At 37.1% G+C, this 25,151-nt stretch carries 17 protein-coding genes; 10 read left to right on the top strand and 7 right to left on the bottom strand.

Translation table 11 applies throughout. The features are described from left to right. Positions 1 to 31 precede the first annotated feature (31 nt). The 5 genes from J2X31_RS04435 (at position 32) to J2X31_RS04415 (ending at position 8,285) form a co-directional block, all read left to right on the top strand. The gene (locus J2X31_RS04435) at positions 32 to 3,097 is read left to right on the top strand and encodes a T9SS type B sorting domain-containing protein (RefSeq protein ID WP_310024791.1); all 3,066 of its coding nucleotides are present in this window, start codon (positions 32 to 34) and stop codon (positions 3,095 to 3,097) included. A 109-nt stretch (positions 3,098 to 3,206) separates the two neighbouring features. Further along, positions 3,207 to 3,881 carry a TetR/AcrR family transcriptional regulator gene (locus tag J2X31_RS04430; protein WP_310024790.1) on the top strand — a complete coding sequence of 225 codons (675 nt, stop codon included), beginning with the start codon at positions 3,207 to 3,209 and terminating at the stop codon, positions 3,879 to 3,881. Between the two features lie 3 nt (positions 3,882 to 3,884). Beyond that, positions 3,885 to 5,549, top strand: a complete 1,665-nt coding sequence (locus J2X31_RS04425) for a peptidase domain-containing ABC transporter (RefSeq protein WP_310024789.1) — start codon at positions 3,885 to 3,887, stop codon at positions 5,547 to 5,549. Between the two features lie 6 nt (positions 5,550 to 5,555). Continuing rightward, positions 5,556 to 6,902 (top strand): HlyD family secretion protein, encoded by a 1,347-nt coding sequence (locus tag J2X31_RS04420; RefSeq protein ID WP_310024788.1) that lies wholly within the window; start codon positions 5,556 to 5,558, stop codon positions 6,900 to 6,902. Between the two features lie 3 nt (positions 6,903 to 6,905). Continuing rightward, entirely contained in the window at positions 6,906 to 8,285 is a 1,380-nt protein-coding gene (locus tag J2X31_RS04415; protein ID WP_310024786.1) for a TolC family protein, read from the top strand. Positions 8,286 to 8,294: 9 nt separating this feature from the next. On the opposite strand, the gene J2X31_RS04410 is transcribed toward J2X31_RS04415, so the two are convergent. Next, on the bottom strand, positions 8,295 to 9,569 hold the full coding sequence (locus J2X31_RS04410; protein WP_310024785.1) for an acetyl-CoA hydrolase/transferase family protein: 1,275 nt from the start codon (positions 9,567 to 9,569) through the stop codon (positions 8,295 to 8,297). Between the two features lie 104 nt (positions 9,570 to 9,673). Between J2X31_RS04410 and map the strand changes: the two genes are divergently transcribed. Both map and J2X31_RS04400 read left to right on the top strand, forming a co-directional pair. Next, positions 9,674 to 10,492, top strand: a complete 819-nt coding sequence (gene map / locus J2X31_RS04405) for a type I methionyl aminopeptidase (RefSeq protein WP_310024783.1) — start codon at positions 9,674 to 9,676, stop codon at positions 10,490 to 10,492. A 2-nt stretch (positions 10,493 to 10,494) separates the two neighbouring features. Next, entirely contained in the window at positions 10,495 to 11,307 is an 813-nt protein-coding gene (locus J2X31_RS04400; RefSeq protein WP_310024782.1) for a class I SAM-dependent methyltransferase, read from the top strand. Positions 11,308 to 11,424: 117 nt separating this feature from the next. Here the strand turns inward: J2X31_RS04400 and J2X31_RS04395 are convergent, their stop codons facing one another. Continuing rightward, positions 11,425 to 14,235, bottom strand: coding sequence for a M16 family metallopeptidase (locus J2X31_RS04395; RefSeq protein ID WP_310024780.1), 2,811 nt, complete (start codon positions 14,233 to 14,235; stop codon positions 11,425 to 11,427). A gap of 189 nt (positions 14,236 to 14,424) precedes the next feature. Between J2X31_RS04395 and J2X31_RS04390 the strand changes: the two genes are divergently transcribed. Both J2X31_RS04390 and apaG read left to right on the top strand, forming a co-directional pair. Continuing rightward, on the top strand, positions 14,425 to 15,678 hold the full coding sequence (locus J2X31_RS04390; RefSeq protein WP_310024779.1) for a type IX secretion system plug protein: 1,254 nt from the start codon (positions 14,425 to 14,427) through the stop codon (positions 15,676 to 15,678). 104 nt (positions 15,679 to 15,782) lie between these two features. Next, positions 15,783 to 16,169, top strand: coding sequence for a Co2+/Mg2+ efflux facilitator ApaG/CorD (gene apaG / locus J2X31_RS04385; protein ID WP_310024778.1), 387 nt, complete (start codon positions 15,783 to 15,785; stop codon positions 16,167 to 16,169). Positions 16,170 to 16,328: 159 nt separating this feature from the next. On the opposite strand, the gene pdeM is transcribed toward apaG, so the two are convergent. From pdeM to J2X31_RS04360, 5 genes are all read right to left on the bottom strand, one after another. Beyond that, positions 16,329 to 16,988, bottom strand: a complete 660-nt coding sequence (gene pdeM, locus J2X31_RS04380; RefSeq protein ID WP_310024777.1) for a ligase-associated DNA damage response endonuclease PdeM — start codon at positions 16,986 to 16,988, stop codon at positions 16,329 to 16,331. 270 nt (positions 16,989 to 17,258) lie between these two features. After that, positions 17,259 to 19,718, bottom strand: coding sequence for a ligase-associated DNA damage response DEXH box helicase (locus tag J2X31_RS04375; protein ID WP_310024775.1), 2,460 nt, complete (start codon positions 19,716 to 19,718; stop codon positions 17,259 to 17,261). Positions 19,719 to 19,937: 219 nt separating this feature from the next. Next, entirely contained in the window at positions 19,938 to 21,539 is a 1,602-nt protein-coding gene (locus J2X31_RS04370; protein ID WP_310024773.1) for an ATP-dependent DNA ligase, read from the bottom strand. A 128-nt stretch (positions 21,540 to 21,667) separates the two neighbouring features. After that, positions 21,668 to 22,705 (bottom strand): ligase-associated DNA damage response exonuclease, encoded by a 1,038-nt coding sequence (locus tag J2X31_RS04365; protein WP_310024772.1) that lies wholly within the window; start codon positions 22,703 to 22,705, stop codon positions 21,668 to 21,670. A gap of 122 nt (positions 22,706 to 22,827) precedes the next feature. Continuing rightward, on the bottom strand, positions 22,828 to 23,604 hold the full coding sequence (locus J2X31_RS04360; protein ID WP_310024771.1) for a hypothetical protein: 777 nt from the start codon (positions 23,602 to 23,604) through the stop codon (positions 22,828 to 22,830). Between the two features lie 683 nt (positions 23,605 to 24,287). On the opposite strand from J2X31_RS04360, the gene J2X31_RS04355 reads away from it, so the two are divergent. Further along, complete coding sequence (locus tag J2X31_RS04355; protein WP_310024770.1) at positions 24,288 to 25,109, top strand: Shedu anti-phage system protein SduA domain-containing protein; 822 nt, start codon at positions 24,288 to 24,290, stop codon at positions 25,107 to 25,109. Positions 25,110 to 25,151: the final 42 nt, after the last annotated feature.

The raw sequence follows: 25,151 nt of genomic DNA, 5'->3' as shown, positions 1-25,151 counted from the left end.
ATTATACATTGAATAGATAATTATCTTATAGATGAAAGTATTACATAAAATCCTTATTCTTATTTTTTTATTGATGAATCAACTTGGTTATGCTCAAGAAGGTGCTTCATCGTGCAGTGAACTTCAAGCCAACTTTCAGCAATATCAATCCTGTGCAACTAGCATTCCTTTTCAAAACACAACCAATAATGGTAACGGAGAAACTTTTGTAACCTCATGTATTGGAGAGGATTTTAAAGCTCCTACATGGTTTTTTATGAAAATACTTAATTCCGGCAACATCTTCTTACAAATAAGTCAGGTAAGCACAGGTGGGTTTGGAACCGATGTTGATTTTGTTCTTTGGGGGCCGTTCAACAATTTAAGCAATATTTGCAGTCAACTAAACCTTGCAAAAGAAGTTGATTGCAGTTATGCACCTGACAGTATTGAAAATGTACAGTTGTTTAATGCTGTTGCAGGAGAGTTCTACATATTATTAGTGGATAATTGGAGCAACATTCCAGGAGAAATTACCATCACACAAACAGGAGGTTCAGGCAGCTCGGATTGTAGTTTTCTTTCCTCTGTAGAAATACTAGATACAGCCGGAAATGAGATTACTCAATTGGATTATTGCAAACCTGCAACAAAAGACCTTGTCGCTACGATTGATGTAAACGATTTTCCTGGAAATCTTGCTGATTTGAGATTCAATTATAAATGGTATAGAAATGATGTGTTGCTAACCGAAATACTAGATTCAACCTCAAACACCAATACCTTTACCGTTGATCAAACGGGTCTTTATAAAGTTGAAACAACAGCCTACGACTTTACAGATCCGGATGTTGATCCAGGTAATTTAGTGATTAGTGCCGATGAAATTCAGTTGAATTTTTATGACAAGCCTATTCTAAATGCTGGCCCACATACTTTGCAACAATGTGATTTTATTCCACCAAACAATGATGGAGTTGCTTCTGTTAATTTAACCGAATTGGCTCCAGAAATCACAAACAATGACAATCTTATTGCCTTGAGTTATTTTACAGATGCAGCTCTTACTCAGCAAATCACCAACCCTGCAGATTTCACTAACACAATTGCTTTTAACCAAACCATTTATGTTACCGGAAGATATGGAGCTGGCCCTGTTGTTTGTAACTCGGACCCTGTTCAAATACAATTAACCGTAAATCCTACGAGTGTTTCAAACTATCCAGACATGGCTCCTGCTTGTCCAGAATTGAACACCAATTCGACAACATTTGATTTTGATTCCCAAAGAATCTTGATAAAAAATACCTTCTTCCCCACTACAAATGTTGGAATTGCTTTTTATAGAAACACAACCGATGCCTCTATAGAACAAAATGAACTTACCAACGCTTCTACTTTTGTATCAGGAATTTACACGATTTATACCCGTATCGAAACTGGAAACGATTGTGCAGCTGTAGGCATTTTTGAAATAGAAGTATATGAAGCACCCAATCAGAATCCTATAACACCAATTTTAGTTTGTGAGGATGAAACCGTGATTTTGGCTAGTAAAGATGCTGAAATTTTAGCCCTGCAAAATCCTACGGTTCAAACACGTTACTTCTTTACTTTTGAAAATGCAAGGGACAACATCAATGCAATCAACAAAAATTCGAATCTGAATCCTAATGTTGGCAGTTCAACAATCTTCGTTCGATTAACGGATAATGCTAATCAATGTTTTTCGGTTGTAAATTTTGCTGTGAATGTTTTTCCATTACCAAATATAACAACACCTTCTACTCTATCTACCTGTGGCGACAATACCTCAACCCTCTTCAATCTAAATTCAAAAATTGCAGAAATTACAGGAAACAACAGCAATTATACAGTAGCTTTTTATGCCACCCAAGCTGATTTACTTGCCGATGATGCAATTCCGAATCCTGAAACCTATAATTCCGTTTCGAAAACCATTTTTGTAAAAGCCACAGATCCTACGGGAAACAACTGTACTGCGGAAACAACCTTGGCTTTAAATGTCCTACAAGTTCCAGGAATTGACACAGTTCCCCAACTCCTTGAAGAATGTGATGCAACAGGTTTTCATGTTTTTGACATCACCGAAAGAGAACCAATCTTGAGAGGAACAACACCAATGAACGAAACTGTTTTTAGATATTACATCAATTTATCCGATGCTGAAGCGAATAACAACAACACAATCAATACGCCACAAACCTTTACCAATACCGTAATTGATTATCAAAAAGTTTATATCCGTTTGAACAGTACTGTAAATTTTGACAGCCAAACTGGAATTCCATGCCACAGGATTTATGAACAAGAACTTTTTGTTCGTCCATATCCGGAAAATTTATTGAAAGATACTTCCTATAAAATTTGTATTGATATTGATGGAAATGTTGTCAACCAAGCTCTTGTAGATGCCGGATTGCCCGATTCACAATACTCATTTGACTGGTTTAATGAATTTGATGCCTTGGCTGAAAACCGAATTATTAATGGAAACGAACGTATTTTTACCACACCTTTTGCGGGAGAATATTCCGTAAAAATCACCAATATAACCAACAGTGCACTTTGTTCAACCATTGTTAATTTTACTGTCGAGAACACTTTGATCCCTTTTTCAATTAAAGGAGAACCAACCGAGTTGATTGGTTTTGGAATCGACAATACCATTACAGCAATCACAACACCACAATCGGCAGATTTTGAATATATGTTGAATAATGAAGGCTGGCAACAGAGCAATGTTTTCAATACTGTTTCGGACGGAATTCATCTCTTGAGTGTTCGAAATAAATTTGGCTGTGGCGAAATTAGCACCTCCGTTGTGATTACCGACTATCCTAAATATTTTACCCCAAATGGCGACGGCTACCACGATTATTGGAATATTGGCGGACGTGTTGGAGTTGATGCCTTGAACGTTTATATATTTGACAGAAGCGGAAAACTAATAAAAGATTTAACCAATAATGAAAGTGGATGGGACGGAACCTATGAAGGTCGGCCACTTCCATCGGATGATTACTGGTTCAAGGTAATTTATTCCAAAAATGGAGTCACAGGAGAATATATGAATCATTTTTCTTTAAAACGATAAGAATCAATACCCTAAAAAACTGTTCAACCGAACGGTTTTTTTTATAAATAAAAGTTAAAAACTCAATATTAAAAGTATTACTATTATATTTGCGGTAAATTTTCTTTTTATGAAAAACTTGCTTTCAACTATTAAGATTCAAGTGAACAATAAAATCTATGTCAAGGATCCAGAAACATCGGAACTTGGCAAAAAAATCATTCAAAACAGCATTCTTTTGATTGATGAAATAGGTTTTGATAATTTTACTTTCAGAAAATTGGGAGATCTCATCGGTTCTAATGAAAGTTCTATTTACCGTTATTTTGAAAACAAACATAAGCTATTGGTTTACCTTTCGTCTTGGTATTGGAGTTGGATCGAATACCGATTAGTATTTGCAACAAGCAATATCGATGATCACAAGGAAAAATTAATGAAAGCAATCACCATCGTGACCGAAAATATTGAAAATGATTTGGATACTGAACACATCAACGAGTCAATCCTAAACCGAATTATCATTACGGAATTCACGAAAACCCTCCACACAAAAGAAGTGGATATTGAAAACAAAGAAGGTTTTTTCTTGATTTATAAAAGAGTAATCAATAGAATCATAGCAATTGTAGAGGAGGTTAATCCAGATTATCCTTTTGCAAAAACCCTGATTTCTACCATAGTTGAAGGAGCTTTGCATCAGCACTTCTTGAAAAACCACCTCAAAACCATTACAAATTGTAATGAGAATATCGCACCATCAGAGATTTATATTGATATGATCGAACGCATTTTAAAACAATAAAAAATGAAACAAACGCCATTAAAACGTTATTTTAATCTCTTGAAATTAGACAAAAAAGATGTTTCGCAGATTATTTTCTACGCCATTTTTGCAGGATTAATCAGTTTGTCTTTGCCATTGGGAATTCAGGCCATCATTAATTTTATTCAAAGTGGCCGTGTTAGTGCATCTTGGATTTTGCTTGTATTCTTGGTGATTTCGGGAGTTGCATTGGTCGGGATTTTGTCGCTTATGCAATTGAGAATCACCGAAAACCTGCAGCAAAAAATATTTGTTAGATCATCTTTTGAGTTTGGGTACCGGCTTCCAAAGCTAAAATCGGAATCCATCTACAACCAATATCCACCAGAATTGGCCAACCGCTTTTTTGACACTTTGACCCTTCAAAAGGGAACTTCAAAATTGCTAATTGATTTTTCATCAGCTTTGCTGCAAATTATTTTTGGAATCATTTTACTTTCGCTTTACCACCCTTATTTCATTTTATTCGGAATTTTGCTGTTGGTTTTGTTGTATTCTATTTTCAAGTTTTCATTCGAAAGAGGATTAAGCGAAAGCTTGAAAGAATCGAAATACAAATATAAAGTAGCAAGCTGGCTTCAGGAAATTGCCCGAAACAGCTTCAGCTTTAAGAAAAAAGAAAATTTTGATTTCGGAATGGCAAAAAACGACAAGTTGGTTGCAGAATATCTTTTTCATCGCGAAAAACATTTCGATGTCATAAAGAGGCAGTTTACGCAACTTATACTTTTTAAAATTGTCATCACAACAGGACTATTGCTAATTGGAGGCTTTTTGGTAATCAACAACCAAATGAATATTGGACAATTTGTAGCTTCAGAAATTATTATTTTATTGGTAATCAATTCTGTAGAAAAAATAATTGTGGGACTTGAAACACTCTACGACGTTCTAACATCAGTTGAAAAAATTGGTCAAATCGTAGATTTAGAAATCGAAAAAGATTCTAATGAAGAAGTTCAAAGCTGCTACACCAGTATTTTCATCGAATGTGAAGCGATTCAGTTTAAGTTTCCTGATTCTGGAAGTTCAGTTCTGAAAGATATTTCTATCAAAATAGAACAAGGCGAAAAAATCTATTTGGATGGTGAAAACGGTTCTGGAAAAAGCACCTTCACAAGAATTTTGGCCGGATTATTACAACCCACATCGGGCCGATTTTTCATCAATGATGATATTTACCGAAAAATTGACCTCTCGCATTATCGTTCTCAAATTGGAACCATCTTGCAAAACGAAACTCCTTTTGAAGGAACTATATTGGAAAATATAACACTCAATAATCCAAACATTTCACATGAAGATGTAAAATGGGCTTTGGAAAATGTTCAACTTGCTTCTTACATCCAAAAATTACCCGACGGACTTGAAACCAGAATTTATCCCGAAGGAAAACAATTATCATCATCCCATGCACAAAAAATTCTTTTGGCCAGAAGCATTATCCACAAACCTAAAATTCTTTTCTTCGAAGATCCGATTGATAAAACAGATGAAGATGCAGCCCGAAAAATCATCGATTTCCTTACCGATAATAAAAATAAGTGGACACTGATTGTTTCGGCAAAAGATGATTATTGGAAAACAAAATGTGACCGAAATATCACACTTCATAAAGGAAAAATCATTGCAGACATTAAACGATAATAAGCCATGCTAAATATTTCAGAAAATAAAGTCAACATCAAAAATATCGAGCAGTTCCAAACCATAAAGGATTTGGCAAATCGCCCACATTACAAGATTCTAAACCGCATTATCGCAGGGGTTTCCCTCTTTGCTGTTTTGTTTTTGTTCTTGCCTTGGACCCAAAACATTTCGGGAAGTGGATCCGTTACTACTTTAAAGCCTGACCAACGACCACAAACCATTCATAGTGTCATTGGCGGAAGAATCGAAAAATGGTATGTTCAAGAAGGTGATTTTGTAAAAAAAGGCGATACTATTTTATTTATTTCTGAGGTTAAAGAGGAATATTTTGATCCAAATTTGATTAAAAACACTGAAAATCAGGTAAAATCCAAGAAGTTGGCTGTAAATTCCTATGAAGGAAAAGTCAGTTCACTTTCCGATCAAATCAGAGCTATTGAAACCGAACGAAAGTTGAAACTAGAACAGGCTCAAAATAAAATCCGTCAAGCTTTATTGAAAATTAAAAGTGACAGTATGGATCTTGAAGCTGTTAAAACACAGATAAAAATTGCGTCAACACAATACAATCGATCCTTTCAACTCAACAAGGAAGGCTTGAAGCCAATGACCGATGTGGAGGAAAAACGACTAAAACTTCAAGAAGCCGAAGCCAAAATCATCACACAAGAAAATAAATTATTAGGCAGTAGAAATGAATTGATCAATGCCAAAGTAGAAATAAACCGCATCACGGCTGAATATTCTGAGAAGGTTTCCAAAACCCAAAGTGACCAGTTCACGGCTTTGAGCAGTCAATATGATACCGAAGCACAAGTGACCAAATTGGAAAATCAATTTGTGAACTACAGCATTCGAAATGGAATGTATTATATCAAAGCACCTCAAGACGGTTATGTCAACAGAGCTTTACAATCGGGTATTGGCGAAACGATCAAGGAAGGTATTCCCATTGTTAGCATCATGCCTTCTAACTACGAAATTGCCGTGGAAACATTTGTAAATCCGATTGATTTGCCACTTATCCATAAAGGCGAAAAAGTTCGAGTATGGTTTGACGGATGGCCTACAATCGTATTTTCCGGATGGCCCAATATGTCCTACGGAACTTTTGGTGGCAAAATTGTTGCAATAGAAAACTTCATCAGCGTCAACGGAAAATACCGCGTTTTGATCGCTCCGGATAGTGAAGAACAGGCATGGCCAAAACAATTGAGTATTGGAGCTGGTGCTCAAACAATCGCGTTGTTGGACAATGTTCCTGTTTGGTTTGAAATATGGCGAAGCATCAATGGCTTTCCGCCAAATTATTACCAACCTGTTGCAAATGCAGAAAAAAACAGCAAATAGAAAATGAGAACCATACTGTTACTGCTTATCACGTTTACATCTTTTGCCCAGCAAAACCCTAATGAACTCACGTATGATGAGTTTTTGGGTTATGTGAAAAAGTTTCATCCTGCCGTAAAACAGTCCAACCTAACCCTTTCCGAAGCTCAAGCCAATTTGATGATGGCTAGAGGTGGTTTTGATCCAAAGATTGAAGTAGATTTCAACGAAAAGCAATTTAAAAATACAGAGTATTACTCAATTCTAAACAGCAGTTTCAAAATTCCGACTTGGTATGGGATCGAAATAAAAGCAGGTTTTGACAATAGCGAAGGAATTTATGTAAATCCAGAAAACACAACGCCAAACAGCGGATTGACTTCTTTAGGAATAACCGTTCCTGTAGGACAAGGTTTGTTCATTAATCAAAGAATGGCCGATTTGAGAAGAGCTAAAATTCAAGTACAATTGAGCCAAGCCGAACGAAAACTAGAAGCCATTGAAGTGTTATATGAAGCTTCGGTTGCCTATTTTAATTGGAAAAGAAGCTTTGACGAAAGAATGTTGTATGAAACCTATCATGAAAATGCAAAAGTTCGTTACCGAGGTGTCGTTCAGCTTATTGAGCAAGGCGATCAATCTGCAATTGACAGTATCGAAGCTGGAATTACGGTTAAAACCAGACTTTTAAATTTGGAAGATGCCAAGCTGAAATTGCTAAAATCCAGACTCGAACTTTCTAATTTCCTTTGGCTTGACAATAATGTTCCGCTCGAATTATCCGAAGAAATGATTCCAGAAGCCAATCTTGATGCAACGGTAGAAGCAACACTTCGAACCAATGATTTGTTGCAAACCGAAAGTCCAGTCGCTAATCATCCTAAACTAAATGCCTTGCAAAGCAAAATAGAATTATTGGATGTGGAACGAAGATTTAAGGCCAACTTGCTTTTGCCAAAAATTGATCTTGGCTATCACTATCTTTCGGAACCACGCTATTTTGACAATTATCAATTTGAAGATTATAAATTTGGCGTCAACTTTAGCTTCCCCATTTTCTTGCGAAAAGAACGCGGAAGCCTTCAACTTACAAAATTAAAATTACAAGATGCCCGACTCGATTTGGAACTTGAAAAATTGCAACTGAACAATAAAATAGAAGCCCAAAAAGCCGAAATCAGTAACTTGGCAGTTCAAAAAAATATTTTGGATGGCCTTGTCCAGGATTACAGCACCATGCTTTCGGCCGAAGAACGAATGTTTCTTTTAGGCGAAAGTTCCTTATTCTTGATTAATTCGAGAGAGAACAATTTGGTTACGAGCCAACTTTCCAAAATCAATTTGGAAAACCGCTATTTTCTGTCGAATGCGACACTTTTCAGGATTATGGCAAATCCTGATTAATCGGAAAGATTAGAGTTTGTGCAACAAATCGAAATATCCTTTTTCGATATTTTCCTGATGCTTCGGATGGGCAATTTTCACTAAATCGTCCATACGTTGTTTTAGCGTTTTCCCATACAAATTTGCAATTCCATACTCGGTAACAACGTATTGAACGTGAGAACGAGTTGTTACAACCCCGGCACCTTGTCGCAAAAACGGAACAATCCTGCTTTCGCCTCTTTTGGTTATGGAAGGTAATGCAATAATGGCTTTTCCTCCTGCACTCAAGGAAGCACCTCGAATAAAATCCATTTGACCGCCAACACCCGAATACATTTTTGCACCAATGGAATCTGCACAAACCTGACCCGTAACATCCACTTCAATTGCTGAATTTATCGCCACCATTTTGGGATTTCTCCGAATGACAGAAGTATCATTTACAAACGAAGATTCACGCATTTCTACAAAAGGATTATCGTTTACAAAATCATACAAACGTTGAGAGCCTATCAAGAAAGTAGCCAAAGCCCTTCCTCTGGCAATACTTTTAAAATTACAATTGATAACATCATTTTCAATCAAATCTACTACTCCATCCGAAAACATTTCAGTATGCAAACCTAGATTTTTATGATGAATCAATTTGGTTAAAGCTGCATTTGGAATAGAGCCAATTCCCATCTGCAAAGTGCTTTCGTCTTCAATTAATGACGCAACATAAGTTCCAATTCTATCTTCTTCTGGAGAAATCAAAGCCATTTCATGACCGTAGATTGGAATATCGACTTCAACCAAATAATTGATTTCTGAAACATGAATAACACCATCGCCAAAAGTTCGTGGCATCCTCGGATTAACTTGAGCAATCACATATTCTGCATTTTCAATGGCTGCCAAAGTTGCTTCAACAGAAACTCCCAACGAACAATAACCATGTCGGTCTGGAGGCGAAACATGTATCAAAACTACATTTAATTTCAAGACTTTTTTTCGGAATAAATGAGGTAACTCGCTCAAAAAAACAGGCGTATAAGAACCATTCCCCGCTTGAAGGGTATGACGAACATTCTTGCCAATAAAAAAAGAATTCACATGAAAACTCTCTGATAATTCAGGATTGGCATAGGGAGCTTCTCCTTCTGTATGCAAATGACAAATTTCTACATTTTTTAATTCTGATGCTCTTTCGGTTAAAGCTTTTGTTAGGATTGTTGGGGTTGCTGCTGCCGCCTGAACATATACCCTATCATTTGATTTTACGATTTTAACCGCCTCTTCAGCAGTAACATATTTACCCATACCTTAAAATTTTAAACAAAAATAATACTGAATCTAAACATAAAAAATGACAAATCTCATATTCCAAATAAATACTTACTTTTGCAGTCACAAATTTTTTAGATATGATTATCCCAAAAACGAGAGAAGAAATAGAATTGATGCGTGAAAGTGCCTTGTTGGTTTCTAAAACATTAGGTATGATTGCTGGTGAAATTAAACCCGGAATCACGACTTTGCAACTTGATAAAATGGCCGAAGCTTTTATTCGCGATCATAATGCCGTTCCAGGTTTTTTGGGATTATACGGTTGTCCATCTACACTTTTAACGAGTGTAAACGAACAGGTTGTTCACGGTTTGCCAACCAATCGCCCGATTGAGGAAGGCGATATTGTTTCGGTGGATTGTGGGGCTTTGAAAAATGATTTTTATGGCGATCATGCTTACACTTTTGAAATTGGAGAAGTGAATCCTGAAACTAAAAAATTATTGCAGGTTACGAAAGAATCCCTATATGTTGGAATCCGTCAATTTAGAGCTGGAAACCGTGTGGAAGATATCGGAAATGCCATTCAAACCTATACCGAAGCTCAAGGCTATGGCGTGGTTCGTGAATTGGTTGGACATGGTTTGGGTAAGAAAATGCACGAAGATCCAGAAGTTCCAAATTACGGAAAACGTGGTCGAGGTAAGCTTTTTGTCGAAGGAATGGTAATTGCCATCGAACCGATGATCAATATGGGAACCCGAAACATCAAAACCCTAAAAGACGGCTGGACAATTGTAACGGCTGATAAAAAACCAAGTGCCCATTTTGAACACGATGTGGCCTTAATCGATGGAAAACCTGAGTTGCTTTCTACTTTTTCTTATATCTACCAAGCGTTGGGAATTACTTCTGATGAGGAGGAGGAGTTTAGGAAACAGCCATTCGTAATTTAATTATGAAAAAACTTTTTAAATTAATTTTAAATACAATCCCCCGACCGTTACTCATCCGTTTGAGTTATGTCATTCGTCCCGTATTGGCTTTTGTCCTAAAAGGGAAAAAATATACCGATCCTATTGACGGAAAAAGTTTTAGAACTTTTTTGCCTTACGGATATGGAACCCAACGAAACAATGTGCTTTCGCCAAGTACGCTTTCGCTGGAGAGGCACCGTTTGCTTTGGTTGTACTTGAAAAACGAAACCAAATTCTTTAAACCAACACCCTTTTCAGTATCGGAAGTTGTTTTACAAAGAAGAGATGCCAACAAACTAAAAGTCTTGCATTTTGCACCCGAACAGGCTTTTTATAAACTGTTCCGAAACCAAAAAAATTTGGAATATACTACAACTGATTTGTTTTCGCCTTTGGCAGATGTAAAAGCGGATATCTGTGATTTGCCTTTTGAAGACAATACGTATGATATTATCCTTTGCAACCACGTTTTGGAACACATCCCGGACGACACAAAAGCGATGCAGGAATTATACCGCGTTTTAAGACCCGGAGGAATGGGGATTTTCCAGATTCCACAGGATTTGAATAGAAAAGTAACTTTTTCTGATGATAGCATTACCGATCCGAAAGAGAGAGCCAAAATCTTTGGACAATACGATCATGTTAGAATTTACGGAAGAGATTATTTTGATAAATTAAGAAGCATAGGTTTTACCGTAATCGAGGAAGATTATACTAAAAAGATACTTCCTGAATTGGTAACGAAATATTGCTTGGCAAAAGGAGAGATTATTCCGGTTTGCTTTAAATAATGTTTCATAGGGCTTTGTGCCCTTATGCTAATATGTTTTGCCACTTCGTGGCGGATTGCAACTAAAAAAGCCTGATGAAATTTTCATCAGGCTTTCTACTTTATAGCTAAAATCTAACTAGTTTTTCTCTGGCATCAAAATACCTACAACTTTATCTTTTGTCAAGTATTTCTTGGCTACAGCCTGGATATCTTTTGCAGTGATGGCGTTTACTTTGTCTTCAAATTTCAGAATATCTTCTGCATTTGTTCCGTTCGTATATGCTTTACTGAAGTTGCTCAACCAATACCTGTTTTCCTTGATGTCTTTTTTGTAATCAAGTAATTCAGCTTCTTTAAATTTAACCACATCGGTCTCAACTGGACCATTATCGATAATTTTTTGAAGTTCTCTCAAGGCTGAAGCTGTAAGCTTTTCGGCATTTTCTGGCCCACATGGAAAACCAATATTGAAACTGTAAGAACCATAAGGAACTTTACTCATGCTTCCTCTTGCACTAACACCATAAACACCACTTTCGTTTTCCCTCAATTCTTCAATTAATTTAATGGTCAATACTTCACCTAAAGCTTGGATCGCCAATGCTTCTTTTGGAGAATATTCGGCATCGCCATAAAACATGATCGTTACGGAACTTTTTGGATCTGTCCCTTTGTTTACAACCTTTTTGTGTTCGCCTTTCAGCATTCTGTATCCCAAATCAACTGCTTTTTCTTTTTTATCTGTTGATGGCAAAGAAGCCAAATATTTTGCAGAAAACTCTTCGATTGCCTTGTCATCTACATTTCCAACGAAGAAGAATTCAAAATCTCCCGCATTTGCAAAACGCTCTTTGTATTTGGTGTAGGCCAATTCATAATCTGTAGCATCCCAAGCTTTGTCATCCGGGAACATTCCAAAATATCTTGGGTTTTCTTTCATCAGATAACCATAAAATTCCTGTTGAAAATATACGCTTGGTTGAGATGACAGGTTCTTAAAGAAAGCCGATTGCTTTTGTTTGTATCCTTCAAAAGCTTCCTTGTCAAGATTTAAATCTGTAAAATAGGCATGAACTGTTTGAAACAAATATTCCAAATCTTTTGGAGTGGCACTTCCTCTGAAACCTTCCGAAGTATTTCCAATATAAGGATTTGCACTGGCAATTTTACCTGCCATAAATTTATTGATATCATTCAATTTCAAGCCTGAAAAACCAGCTTCTGTCAAAGCTCCGTTGGCAAACTGGGTTTTCTTAACTTCTTCGTTCGTGTACAAACTTGTTCCTCCAAAACTGATTCCTTCCATCAAGATTTCATCATTTTTGAAGTCGGTTTTTTTGTAAGTTACCTTAACGCCATTGGATAATGTCAAGGTTGTTGCACCAATATTTGCGTTGAATTCTTTTTTCGCAATCTTTCCTGGTTTTACTTCTTTTCGCAACAAGCTAGAAGCAATTGCAGTTTCTTCATAAGGCTTCACCTCATCTGAATTTACCTTTAAAGTATTCAACACTTCCTGTTCGGTTACTTTTTTTAATCCGTCTTTTTCTGGTCCTGTGATAATTACTACCCTGTTGTCATCTTTTACATATTCTTTTACAAAACCAGCAACATCTTTAAGCTCCACCTTTGGAAGCATTTGTTTTACTGCCTCAAATTCCCAAGCAATTCCAGGAGCTGGTGTACCTTCTAAGAAATGCGACTGGTATTCTCCCACGAACATTTCTGAATTTGATTTATCCCTATCGTTATAGGCTTTCTCATATTGTGCCAAATAATCCGATTTTGCACGATCCAATTCGCTTTGCGTGAATCCGTATTTCTTGGCTCGTTCATTTTCCGTAACCAATACTTTCAAAGCATCCAGCTGTTTATCCTCCTGTGTCATGGCAAACGATTGATAGGCTTCTTTTGTTCTGGCCCAAGTTCCACCATGGTAGGAATATCCAAAAGTAAATGGAGGTGTTGGCGAATTGGTCAATTCATCCAATCGGTTGTTGAGCATTGTTGTAAAGATATTTTCTACTAAATCTGCTCTATAATCTGCAACCGTTATTGTTTTTTTAGGTGTGTTATAATCCTTATAAATCAACTGTACCTGAGTTCCCGAAGCTTCTTTGTCGCTTTCAACCGCTACAAAAGTTTCTTTATGATTTGGAACGTCATATACTTTTCTTGGTTTTTCATTTTTAGGGTTTTGATACTTTCCGAAGTGGTCGTTAATTTTCTTCTCCATTTCAGCAACATCAATATCACCAACCACGATCACACTCATCAAATTTGGACGGTACCAATCTTTGTAGAAACTCGTAAGTTTGTCGTACTTGAAATTTTCTAGGATTTCTTTCTTTCCAATAGGCAAACGATCTGCATAATGCGACTTATACATCATTTTTGGCATATAACGTCCCATCATCCTTTTATTCGCTCCAAGTCCAAGACGATATTCTTCTAGGACCACGCCTCTTTCCTTATCCACTTCTTCAGGTGTTAGAACTGCATTAAAAGCCCAGTCTTCGATGATATTGAAACCATTCTCTAATTTTGCTGGATCATCTGATGGAATCGGAAGAAAGTAAACCGTTTCGTCAAAACTCGTATAGGCATTCAAATGCTGACCGAATTTCACTCCTATGCTTTGCAAATAATCAACCAATTTGTTTTTAGGAAAACGTTTGGTTCCATTGAAACACATGTGCTCCATAAAGTGGGCCAAACCTTGCTGTTCATCAGTTTCCAAAATAGAACCTGCATTGATCACTAATCGTAAATCTACCTTATTTTCTGGCTTGGCATTTTTCTTGATGTAGTAGGTCAGACCGTTTTTGAGCTTACCCGTTTTTACACTTGGATCAAAAGGAATCGTACTGTCGCTTTTCAACTCTTGAGCACCCATTGCCAAGGGAAGAGCCAATAAAAATAATAACGTTCGTTTAATTTGTTTCATAAATAATTGTTTTTTATTTTGTCGAATTTAGATAATAACTCACAATCTCAAATTTTATTATAAATTTTTTAACAGAAAACACCTATATTTATGCTATTTTAAAATTATCAGCAACACATATTAAATTTACTAAAATAGAGTTATTGTAATTTGCTATCTTTACTTTTTTGAAATTAATTCAATTCTAAAATGTCTGAAAAAATCTACTCTTTACTGTTATTGGTTTTATATTTTTCAACAGGTCAGTCTTTTTCACAGGAAAAGGAAATTAACCCTCCTTATAATATCAAAACCGTAACGTTTGTTCAGAACAATCAAAATGTAATTCCCATTTTCCGACTAAACGATGGATTCCAGTTTCAGTTTGATGATTTATATGGAGATGAAGCCAACTATTTCTATACCTTAACCCATTGCGATTACGACTGGAAACCCTCTCAATTATCCAAAGCCGAATATATTGATGGATTTGATGACCAAAGGATTCAAAGCCATATCAATTCCTTCAATACCTTGCAATTATACACCCATTATAATGTGAGCCTTCCTAATAAATTTACACGTTTTAGGGTTAGCGGAAATTATGTACTCAAGATCCTGAACAACGATAAAGAGGTTGTTTTCTCTAGAAAATTCATTCTTTGGGAAGATTTAGTGTCAGTTCCGATGCAGGTGAAACGTGCCAGAAACGTAAACGAAATCGAATACAAGCAAAACCTTGATTTTTCTATAAGATCACAAAACATACAATTTCAATCTCCATTACAAAACGTAAAAGTGCTTTTGATGAAAAATGGACAATTCCAAGATGCCATTACCAATGTAAAACCAATGTACACAATCGGGAACGATTTGATTTATAAATACGATACCGAAACCCAGTTCTGGGCTGGAAATGAATTTTTATTCTTCGACAACAAGGACATACGAGGTGCAAATAATAGTATTTCCAGGGTTGATGCCAAAGAAATTTACAATTCACACCTTTTTACCAATAACGCAAGAGCCAATGTTCCCTACACTTTCTTCCCTGACGTAAACGGGAATTTTGTTGTCCGAAACCTAAATGCCGAAGACAACACCGTCGAAGCCGATTATTCCTGGGTATTTTTCTCGTTGAGTGCTCCTGCCTATTTTGGAAAAGACGATATTTATATTACGGGAATGTTCAACAATTATGCATTGACACCCGAATATAAAATGGACTACAACAAGGAAAAAGGCATCTATGAAAAGGCCTTGATGGTAAAACAAGGATTCGTGAACTACCAATATACGATTGCCAATAAAAACGGAAAGATCGATAATCAAAACGCCATCGACGGCAACTTCTATCAAACTGAAAACAATTATTTCGCCATCGTCTATTACCGTGAAAATGGGCAACGTTATGACAGGATTATAGGAAAAGGAATTGCAAGTTCAGTAGATATTATCAACTAAATCGATATAAAAAACTGTTAACAAACTCTTTAAGTTAATTTTAAACCCGAAAAATTCAATTACAACATTAAAATTTGTAATTTTGATACACTTATTAAAAAGATATGGTTTCACAAATCACCAGAGGCATAAAAATTTCGGTTCACACTAGTTTTGAAGGCACCTACTTCAAGAACTATAAGATTCATTTTGCCTTTAGTTATGAGATCACTATCGAAAACCATAGCAAGGATTCCGTTCAACTTATTTCGCGTCATTGGGAGATTTTTGATTCGCTCAACGATACAGAATTCGTTGATGGCGAAGGAGTTGTTGGCAAAAAACCAGTGCTAAAACCAGGAGAATCTCACACTTACAGTTCGGGTTGCCTGTTGTCGTCACCTTTTGGTTCCATGAAAGGTTATTTCAACATGATTAATTTTACTACAACAAGAAGTTTTAGAGTGATGGTGCCTACTTTCAAATTAAGTACACCATTTGCTTTGAATTAAGGAGCTAATCCAGCTTTCCATTACAAGTTTTCTCATTCCTTCCTTTTTTTGTAAGGATAAAAAGAGCTTCCGTTGGTCGCTTTTTTCTCCTAACAAAAAATAGTCAGCAATTTCAAAAAGCTTTCCATTACAATCTGGGCTAGGAATTTCCGTTCAAAATCACCTTTTCTTGTCCGACAAACGCTTTTCAACCAAAATCACCTCATCCTTTGCAATTGCATAAACCAAGTCATTCCCCTCTGGAACCATAATATATTTCCCAGTAAATTCACCAAAAGCTGGTAAAATCATCTGATTTTCTTTCTGAAAAAAGCAAGGTAATTTTAACGATTGCCCACCAAAACCTCGCAACTCAATTCCCGGATGAATGTGTCCCGAAAAGTTAAACAGACCTTCCTTTTCAATGGGGTGATGTGTCAAAAGATAACCATCAACTTCTAATTCCTCGAAAATTTTCACGTCAATTTTATCGTAGTTTTCCTTGGCAATGATATCATGATTTCCTGTAATCAAGATGATTTCTGCCACACAACAATCCGACCATTCCACAAACAAATTCCACTCGCTGTTTTTGGAACTGTGAAACAAATCGCCCAAAAAAACTACTTTTTCTGGGTTGAAATAATCTACGACTTCCGTCAATTTTTGAAAATTTTTCGAAACAGCATTATTCGGAATCGCAACACCGTGTTTCCTGAAATGCGACACCTTCCCCAGATGCACATCCGAAATTAAAAGGACTTTTCTATCTTCCCAAAACAAAGCACCACTTGGATGCAAGACGAAGGTTTGGAATTTTATTTTTATGGTAATTGTCATTTTTAATTTTTAGTTTCCTAACAGGCTTTCGCAATCCTGCAAGGTTTTCAAAACCTTGTAGGTTTATATTTTTTAGTTTCCTAACAGGTTTTCGCAATCCTGCAAGGTTTTCAAAACCTTGTAGGTTTATATTTTTTAGTTTCCTAACAGGTTTTAAAAACCTGTTAGGAATTCTTTCGTTCCTTATAATAAAGACCTACAAGGTTTTGGAAACCTTGCAGGTCGAATATGATACCTAACAGGTTTTGAAAACCTGTTAGGATGTGAAAATCACTTCATATACGAAGCGGTCATTTTTTTAATTCGTTCTGCTAAAGTTTCACTCGATAATTTCTCACGAAGTCTATCCGTGATGATAGGAAAGCTGAAAGGCGTTGGCTTTTCACATTGCTTCCAAACAATTTCTTGATTCGCAATCCGTTCCAAAGCCAATAACAAACGTCCTTCTTCCAACTGATGTTCAAAGGTTTCGCGATAGGCTTGCTGAAACAATAAATTCTCGGGTTCATAATCCCGAAAGACTTCAAACAGCAATTGTGAACCACTTTGCAAATGTTTGGTTTTAATCATCTTTCCTGGAAAACCTGTGAAAACCAAACCTGCAATTACGGCAATATCTCGGAATTTCCTTCTCGCCATTTCAGTCGCATTCAAACTTTTTTGCAAATCAGAATGCACATAATCGGTCGAAAAAAGATTGTTGTCCAACACTTCCTGCATGTTGATTTCTTGGTCGGAAAGCAATTCAAAACCATAATCGTTATAGGCCAACGAAAAACTTATCGGCGAAAGCAAACTGATTCTATAGGCCAATAAACTTGCCAAAGCTTCATGCACAAACCGACCTTCAAATGGATAAAAAATCGCATGATGGCCTTCTCTGGTTTTAAAAGTTTCAATCAAAAATTCATCGGCATTTGGAACAATTGATTCTTTTCTTTGCCGCTCGAACATGGGTTGCAACGCTTTCAATTCGGGTGACAAATCATCGGAATTTGCTCTGTATAATTCCTGACGAAGAAGTTCACTCATTTGGGCCGAAAGTGCCATCCTTCCTCCCATCCAACTCACCAATCTCGATTTCTTTGAAGGATCGGCTTTTCTAACCAAGACTTGCATGTTTTTGATGCGGTATAACTCTAACTTTTTTCCACCAAATGTAAACGTATCACCTGGATTTAATTTGGAAATAAACCATTCTTCAATAGTTCCTATGAAACCTCCGCCCATAAATTTTACGTTCAAAGTCGCATCACTCACAATAGTTCCAATCTGCATTCGGTGGTGCATGGCAATCATTCGGCTGTTGATTTTAAAACGACCGTCCTCTTCAATTTCTACTTTTTTATATTCATCATAAGCCTGCAAACTTTGGCTTCCGTTGACGATAAAGTTCAAAATCCAGTTCCAATTTTCCCTTGTCATCGCTTGATAGCAAAAGGTTGATTTCACTTCTTCGTAAATTTCATCAGGAAAAAAACCATCGGAAACAGCCAATGTATTCAGGTATTGTACCAAGACATCCCAACTGTTCAAATACGGAACTCGATCTTCTACAACTGTATTTTCAACCGCCTTTTTCAAGGCCGAAGCTTCAATCAATTCTATGGAATGTGTGGCTAAAAAATAGATGTTACTTTCCTTTCCTGGTTGATGACCACTTCGTCCGGCACGTTGCAAAAACCGAGCAACGCCTTTCGGACCTCCCACTTGAATGATGGTTTCCACTGGAGCAAAATCGACACCCAAATCCAAACTTGACGTGCAAACTACTACTTTCAATTCTTCGTCCCGAATGGCCTGTTCCACCCAAAGTCGGGTTTCGCGGTTGATGCTTCCGTGGTGCATTGCCATTTCGCCAGCAAACTCTGGATATTTTTCCAACAGTCTTTGAAACCATATCTCGCAAGCCGACCGAACATTTGTAAACAGCAATGTAGTCCTACTTGCTTTGATGATTTTTGCTACCTCATCTACCAAATGTAAACCCATGTGACCTCGCCACGGATAGGTTTCCATTTGGTCTGGAATTATCGAAATGACGTTTATTTTTTTATTGATAACAGCCTTGATTAAAACAGAATTTCGATAGGCTTCCGAATTCATTCCGAGTAAAACTTCTTGAGCTTGTTGCAAATTGCCAATGGTTGCCGAAATTCCCCAGATTCGCATATTTGGAGCGATTTTTTTTAGTCTTGACAACGCTAATTCGGTTTGAACGCCTCGTTTTGTCCCCAATAATTCGTGCCATTCGTCGATAACAATTGCCGAACAGTCCTTGAATGTTTTTTCATAGCCTTTCGAGGCCAAAAGCAATTGCAGACTTTCGGGAGTAGTAACCAATAAGTCAGGCATCTTGCCTTTTTGTTTGGATCTTTCACTTGCCGAAGTATCTCCAGAGCGAATCCCGACAGTCATTTGTGTACCCAAATCATTCACAACTCTTTCGGCAGATTGCTTGATTTCTACCGAAAGTGCCCGAAGCGGTGTAATCCAAATGGCTTTCAGTCCGGGCTTGTGTTTTTCTTTATAATCTGGATTTTTTTTGATGTAATCGAGAACAATCGGCAACCATAAGGCGTAGGTTTTTCCGCTTCCTGTTGGAGCATTTAGCAAGCCGTTTTTACCCTGCAGGAAAGCCGTCCAAGTTTGGGTTTGGAACGGAAATGGCTTCCATCCTTGTTGATGGAACCAGTCGCTTGCTAGGTTAAAAAGTTGTTCTCTATTCATTTTTAAAACATTTTTTTTTGTTTTTAATTTTTTTTAACCGCAAAGAGCACAAAGGTTTTACGCAAAGTTCGCAAAGCTTTTTTCGCTAAAAATCTGTGCTAATTTGTGACCCGAGAACGTAGTTCGAACTGACGAAGTAAATCTGTATTCTTATCTCGCAAAGGCACTAAGTCGCAAAGTTCTTTCTTCTTGTTTCTTACCTCTTTTGTCTTGCCTTACTCAAACAATCATACTTTTCAAATCATCAATCGAATTTGCTTCTTCGATTTTCTTATCTATTCGCCATCTTAATATTCTTGGAAAACGAGTGGCGATACCGCTTTTATGCCTTTTGGAAAGTGCTATTCCTTCGAAGCCGATTTCGAAAACCAACTTTGGCGTGACGCTTCGGACTGGCCCAAATCGTTCGAGCGTGTTTTTCTTTATAAAATCATCGACCATCCTGAATTCGGCATCGGTTAATCCTGAATACGCTTTAGCGAAAGTCACCAATTCACGTTCGCCGTTTTCATTGTTTTGCCATAAAGCGAAAGTATAATCGGTAAACAGATTTGAGCGTCTTCCGTGACCTCGCATGGCATATGTCAGGACGGCATCTATTGTTAACGGCTCGACTTTCCATTTCCACCAATCTCCTTTTTTTCGTCCAACCAGATACGGCGAATCTTTTCGCTTGAGCATCAAACCTTCGCTTTTCATTTCGCGGGAACGGATTCTTTCTTCGGTAACTTCTTCCCAAGTGGAAAACGTGACGCGTTCTGAAAGTTGAAGCGGTAAATTCTTATCTTTTATTTCTTCGTATAATTTTTCGAGCAGAAGTCGTCTTTCTTCAAAAGGAAAGTTCCGGATATCCTCTCCTCTCCATTCCAATAAATCGTATGCTTTGATGATAACCGGATTGTTTTTCAAGATGGATTGCGAAACTGTTTTCCGACCGATTCGTGTTTGTAAATCATTGAACGTACCGATTTCTCCATTTAAAAAAGGCAGAATTTCTCCGTCAATCACTGTTCCGTCGGGAATAACTCCAATGAACGATGCAAATTCTGGATATTTATCAGTTACCAATTCCTCTCCCCGACTCCAGACATAAATTTCGTTGTCACGGATGATAGTTTGCGATCGGATGCCATCCCATTTGTGTTCGGCACTCCAATCTTCGGGGTTTCCGAGGTTCGAGATTTCGCCTTCTATTGGATAGGCCAGATAAAACGGATAGGGTTTCGACAAATAGTCACTGCTTTTTTCATCTAAAATTAATTCTTGAAATGTGATGGTATTCGGATTCCAATCACCCATTAATTTATAGGCCAAAGCATCTTCTTCTATATTTTCGGCTTTCGAAAGTGCCCTTGTCATCAGTTTTTGGCTTACACCAATTCTAAAACTTCCCGTGATTAATTTGGTAAAAACAAAGCGTTCATAATAATTTAGAGCGAGCCAATTTTCATGCAGATATTCCCTTTTTTCCTCGTCGTTTTTCTTTTTTAGGGCAATGATTTCCTGCAGATATTCAGTCAGGCTTTTTTCCGAATGTTCTTTTGTGGTGGGGATGATGAGTGCAATGGTCTCCGCCAAATCCCCAACGATATGATAACTCTCTTCAAACAACCATAACGGAATATTGGCCAATTCATTTGCCCAAAGTCGTAACAAAGTAGTATTTACTGGTCTTGGCGGACGACGATGTGACAATATCGCAATAGTCCATACCTTATCTTCATCACTTGCGTTTTTGAAGTAATTGGTCAGTGCTTCAACTTTTATAGATGTTTTGTTGGAGCTGTCTAAGGATTTTATTAATTCTGCGAAGTTTTTCATGTTTCTTTTTTTGCCACGAAGGTGCTAAGGCTCAAAGTTTTTTCAACCATTAAGGGATTAAGGAAAATTAAGGTTGGGTTGGCTTAATGAAACTTAATTTCTTAATGGTTTGAATTTTTTTCTTTTCTCTATTCTCTTTCTACATTTTCTTCTTCCACCTCTTTTTTCGCATCCATTTCTCCTGATTCGCCTTCGTATTGGGTGTTGGCAGTTCGGGCATCATAGCCTAATTCTATTAGATATTTGGAAAAAATATCGGAATAACCGTGTGTACAAATTACTTTTTCGGCTCCTGTTGCTTTGATGCTTTCCAGTAATCCTGTCCAATCGCAGTGGTCACTCAGGACAAAGCCCCTGTCAACGGCTCGCCTTCGCCTGGCTCCACGAAACGCCATCCAGCCACTTGCCGAACCTGTAACGAAAGGTGTCATCTTCCGAATCCACGTACTTCCATGGGCACTTGGTGGAGCAAGGACAATGTTTCCCAGTAGCTCTTCTTTTTTGGTTTCACGTGTAATTAAAGTTGTGGGAGGAAAATCAGCTATTGTTCTCAAAACTTCGGTCATGTTTTCGATGGCTCCGTGGGTATATATTTTTCCGATATCGGTATCTAAATATTTCAAAAGACGTTGTGCTTTCCCTAGTGAATACCCGAATAAAATAGAAGTCTTTCCATCGGCTCGATTTTCTGCCCACCAATTGTTGATGTCCGTCATCACTTCTGCCTGGGGTGTCCATTTGAAAGCAGGTAAACCGAAAGTGCATTCGGTAATGAAAGCATCACATTTTACCACTTCATAAGGCGTTGAAATTCCGTCGTCTTCTGTTTTGTAATCACCCGTAAACACCCAGACCTCTCCTTTATATTCTACCCGAATTTGAGATGAACCGATGATGTGGCCTGCGGGATGAAGGGAGAATTTTACTCCGTTGATGGTAAAGGTTTCGTTCCAGTCTTTTCCTGTTACATTTATTTCACCCAAACGATGGCGAATAATTGGAACGTTTGTATGATGCGTGATATAATTTTTGTGTCCCCAACGGGAATGGTCTGCATGACCATGGGTAATAATGGCATTAGTAACAGGTCGCCACGGATCCAGATAGACATCGGCTTGCTGGCAATATATTCCTTTATCGTTGAAGGCTAAAAGTGGTTGTTTCATAGCATCTATAGGTAATCCGTTGGGGATTTGGGTTACCTAAATTTAAGGCTACATTTTTGGAGTGGGAATATATTTGTAACAAGTTTAACTTTTGTTGAAACACAAAATACTCTATTTATCGGTTATATCGTTTTCTCCTTCCCTATCAAATACAGCAACATCCCCGGACCCGATTTAACCCTACCAATCTGCCATTCATAACGTTCTGCATGGTTCAAATCCTTTACCAGCATCTGCATTTCTTCCACCGAATAGGTTCTTAGCGAGGATACGACTCCATCCCACAAAACAAACAGCGGAACAATTGGAATCAGATACGTAAAAATAATCCTATCGATTTTAAAAGGCCTGATAAGAGGTGTCATGAGGAACACACTGAACGGAGAAAAAAGCATCGCCAAGATACTAGGAAAACTTCGTTCCTGAGCTTCAAAAATGGCAATGGAAGAATGGGAATCTATTGCATTCTGCAAGATGAGTTTTGCATCTGTAGGCTTGAAATGGTGCAACGACAAGAATTGGGTTCTAACACCTTTCAACTCACTTGGAACCTTCCGAGCATCGACAGGTTGTTCATAATAATCAAAATTGTCCGACTGCTTTTTGGTATAGACAAAAGCGGGTAAATTGGGATAATAGTCCGTCAATACGATTTTTAATCCCGGGATCTTCTGTTTTAATTCTTCATTGAGACCAACAAGACCGCCACCTCCACCAGATGCAAGGTCTATGATAGTTGTGGTCTCCTCCTTCTTCAAAAGATGCTCCAACAAAGGAACAACTGGTTTGTACATTCCTGTTTTATTTGACAGGAACTGTAAAAAGTCGGTTATATAATTTCTCAAAAATGCCGGAAACCAAGCTTGGTCTTCAAATTCAAATAAATGTATTCTTGCCATAAGGTTGTTCTAAAAATGTACTACAGTAGGTTTTTAATCGTTGTATAAAGATAAAAAGTTTTTTATATAACTCTATTGTTCACACTTACCTTAACTAATTTTATATGACAAAAACAACGTTCCTTTCCGTCTTGCTATAATCTGAGATTAATAGAGTGGATCATAATTTTAACTGTTTTGGTTAGTATTATCACACTTCTCATTTGAAATATGTAACTAAGCTACACAGTATCTTTTTTTTGGTAAAATATTTCAAATACTCCTTGCACAACTTATAAAAAATACAACAATAAACAGGATAATATCGTTAATTTTTAGCTTTTACCTCCAAGACAACTGGCAGGAAGCTTTCCCAAGTTCAGGAAACGTTCCTGTCATTGGCAGGGAGCTTTCCCACATTCAGGAAACGTTCCTGTCATTGGCAGGAAGCTTTCCCACGTTCAGGAAAGGTTGCCGTCAATTGGCGGGGAGCTTTCCCAAGTTTAGGAAAGGTTGCTGTCAATTGGCAGGGAGATTTTGTATGTTGATAAAGGTGGTGCTACAATTTGTAGGGATGATTTTATGTATATTTGAAGGAATAAAACGAAAGGGAGCTTTCTGTATATATCTTTAATTGGATGGATTCGTGAATACCTTTCTAAGAGTATATGAGTATGCGGAATTTTTTAAGACAACTACCAAAAATGAATTCAAATAGAGATTTTTCAAAATTAAATGATGACGAATTAAATGCGTTTGAAGAATACAACTCGTTTCATATTTTTCCTCCTGGTAAGACTATTAAAATTCTTACGCCAACTGAAAGTATGAAGCAAATGGAAATTCTTTTGAAATATCCTGCTCTAAAAAATTTCGAGTCTCTTTTTCCAAATTATTACCTTAATAACTTTGATATCCGATCTAATAAGCTTGATTATATCAGAAAGCTTCAACTATTTATCGAGTTACTTCAGGACAAAGACATAACTGAAAGGAATATTTTAAATTTTATTCGTGCTTATGATGCACAATTTATTATTAGCTCTGTTTTAAAATTCACCAATTATGGTCATCATGATCGATATATTTTTCAAGAAGTCTCATTACCACCAGATCATCAAGCTGATTTTTTAATTGTGGGCAAGAATTCACACGGGTATCATTTTCTTTTAGTTGAACTAGAAAATCCTTATAATTCAATTACAATTAAGGATGGAAATTTTGGTGCGACTATTCGAAAAGGGATAACCCAAATTGATGATTGGAAAATTTGGATGGACAAAAATTTTTCAACTTTTAATAGTGTATTATCAAAGCTCAAAGGTCCGAACGTTCTTTTACCCATAGAATTCTTTGAATATGACAACACAAGATTCCAGTACGTTGTAATAGCCGGAAGGAGAGACGATTTTTCTGAGAAAACTTACAGAGCAAGTAGATCACTTCAGGGCCAAGGAAAGATCTTGATTCACTACGACAATTTAATTGATGAAGCAAGAAACATAATTGATGCCGGGAGATATTAAAAACTCCCAATAAATATGGAATAATTATCTTTGGTAACTTCA

This window comes from Flavobacterium arsenatis, from assembly GCF_031456785.1.
Lineage (GTDB): Bacteria > Bacteroidota > Bacteroidia > Flavobacteriales > Flavobacteriaceae > Flavobacterium > Flavobacterium arsenatis.
This window is presented reverse-complemented; position numbering and strand designations above follow the sequence as displayed.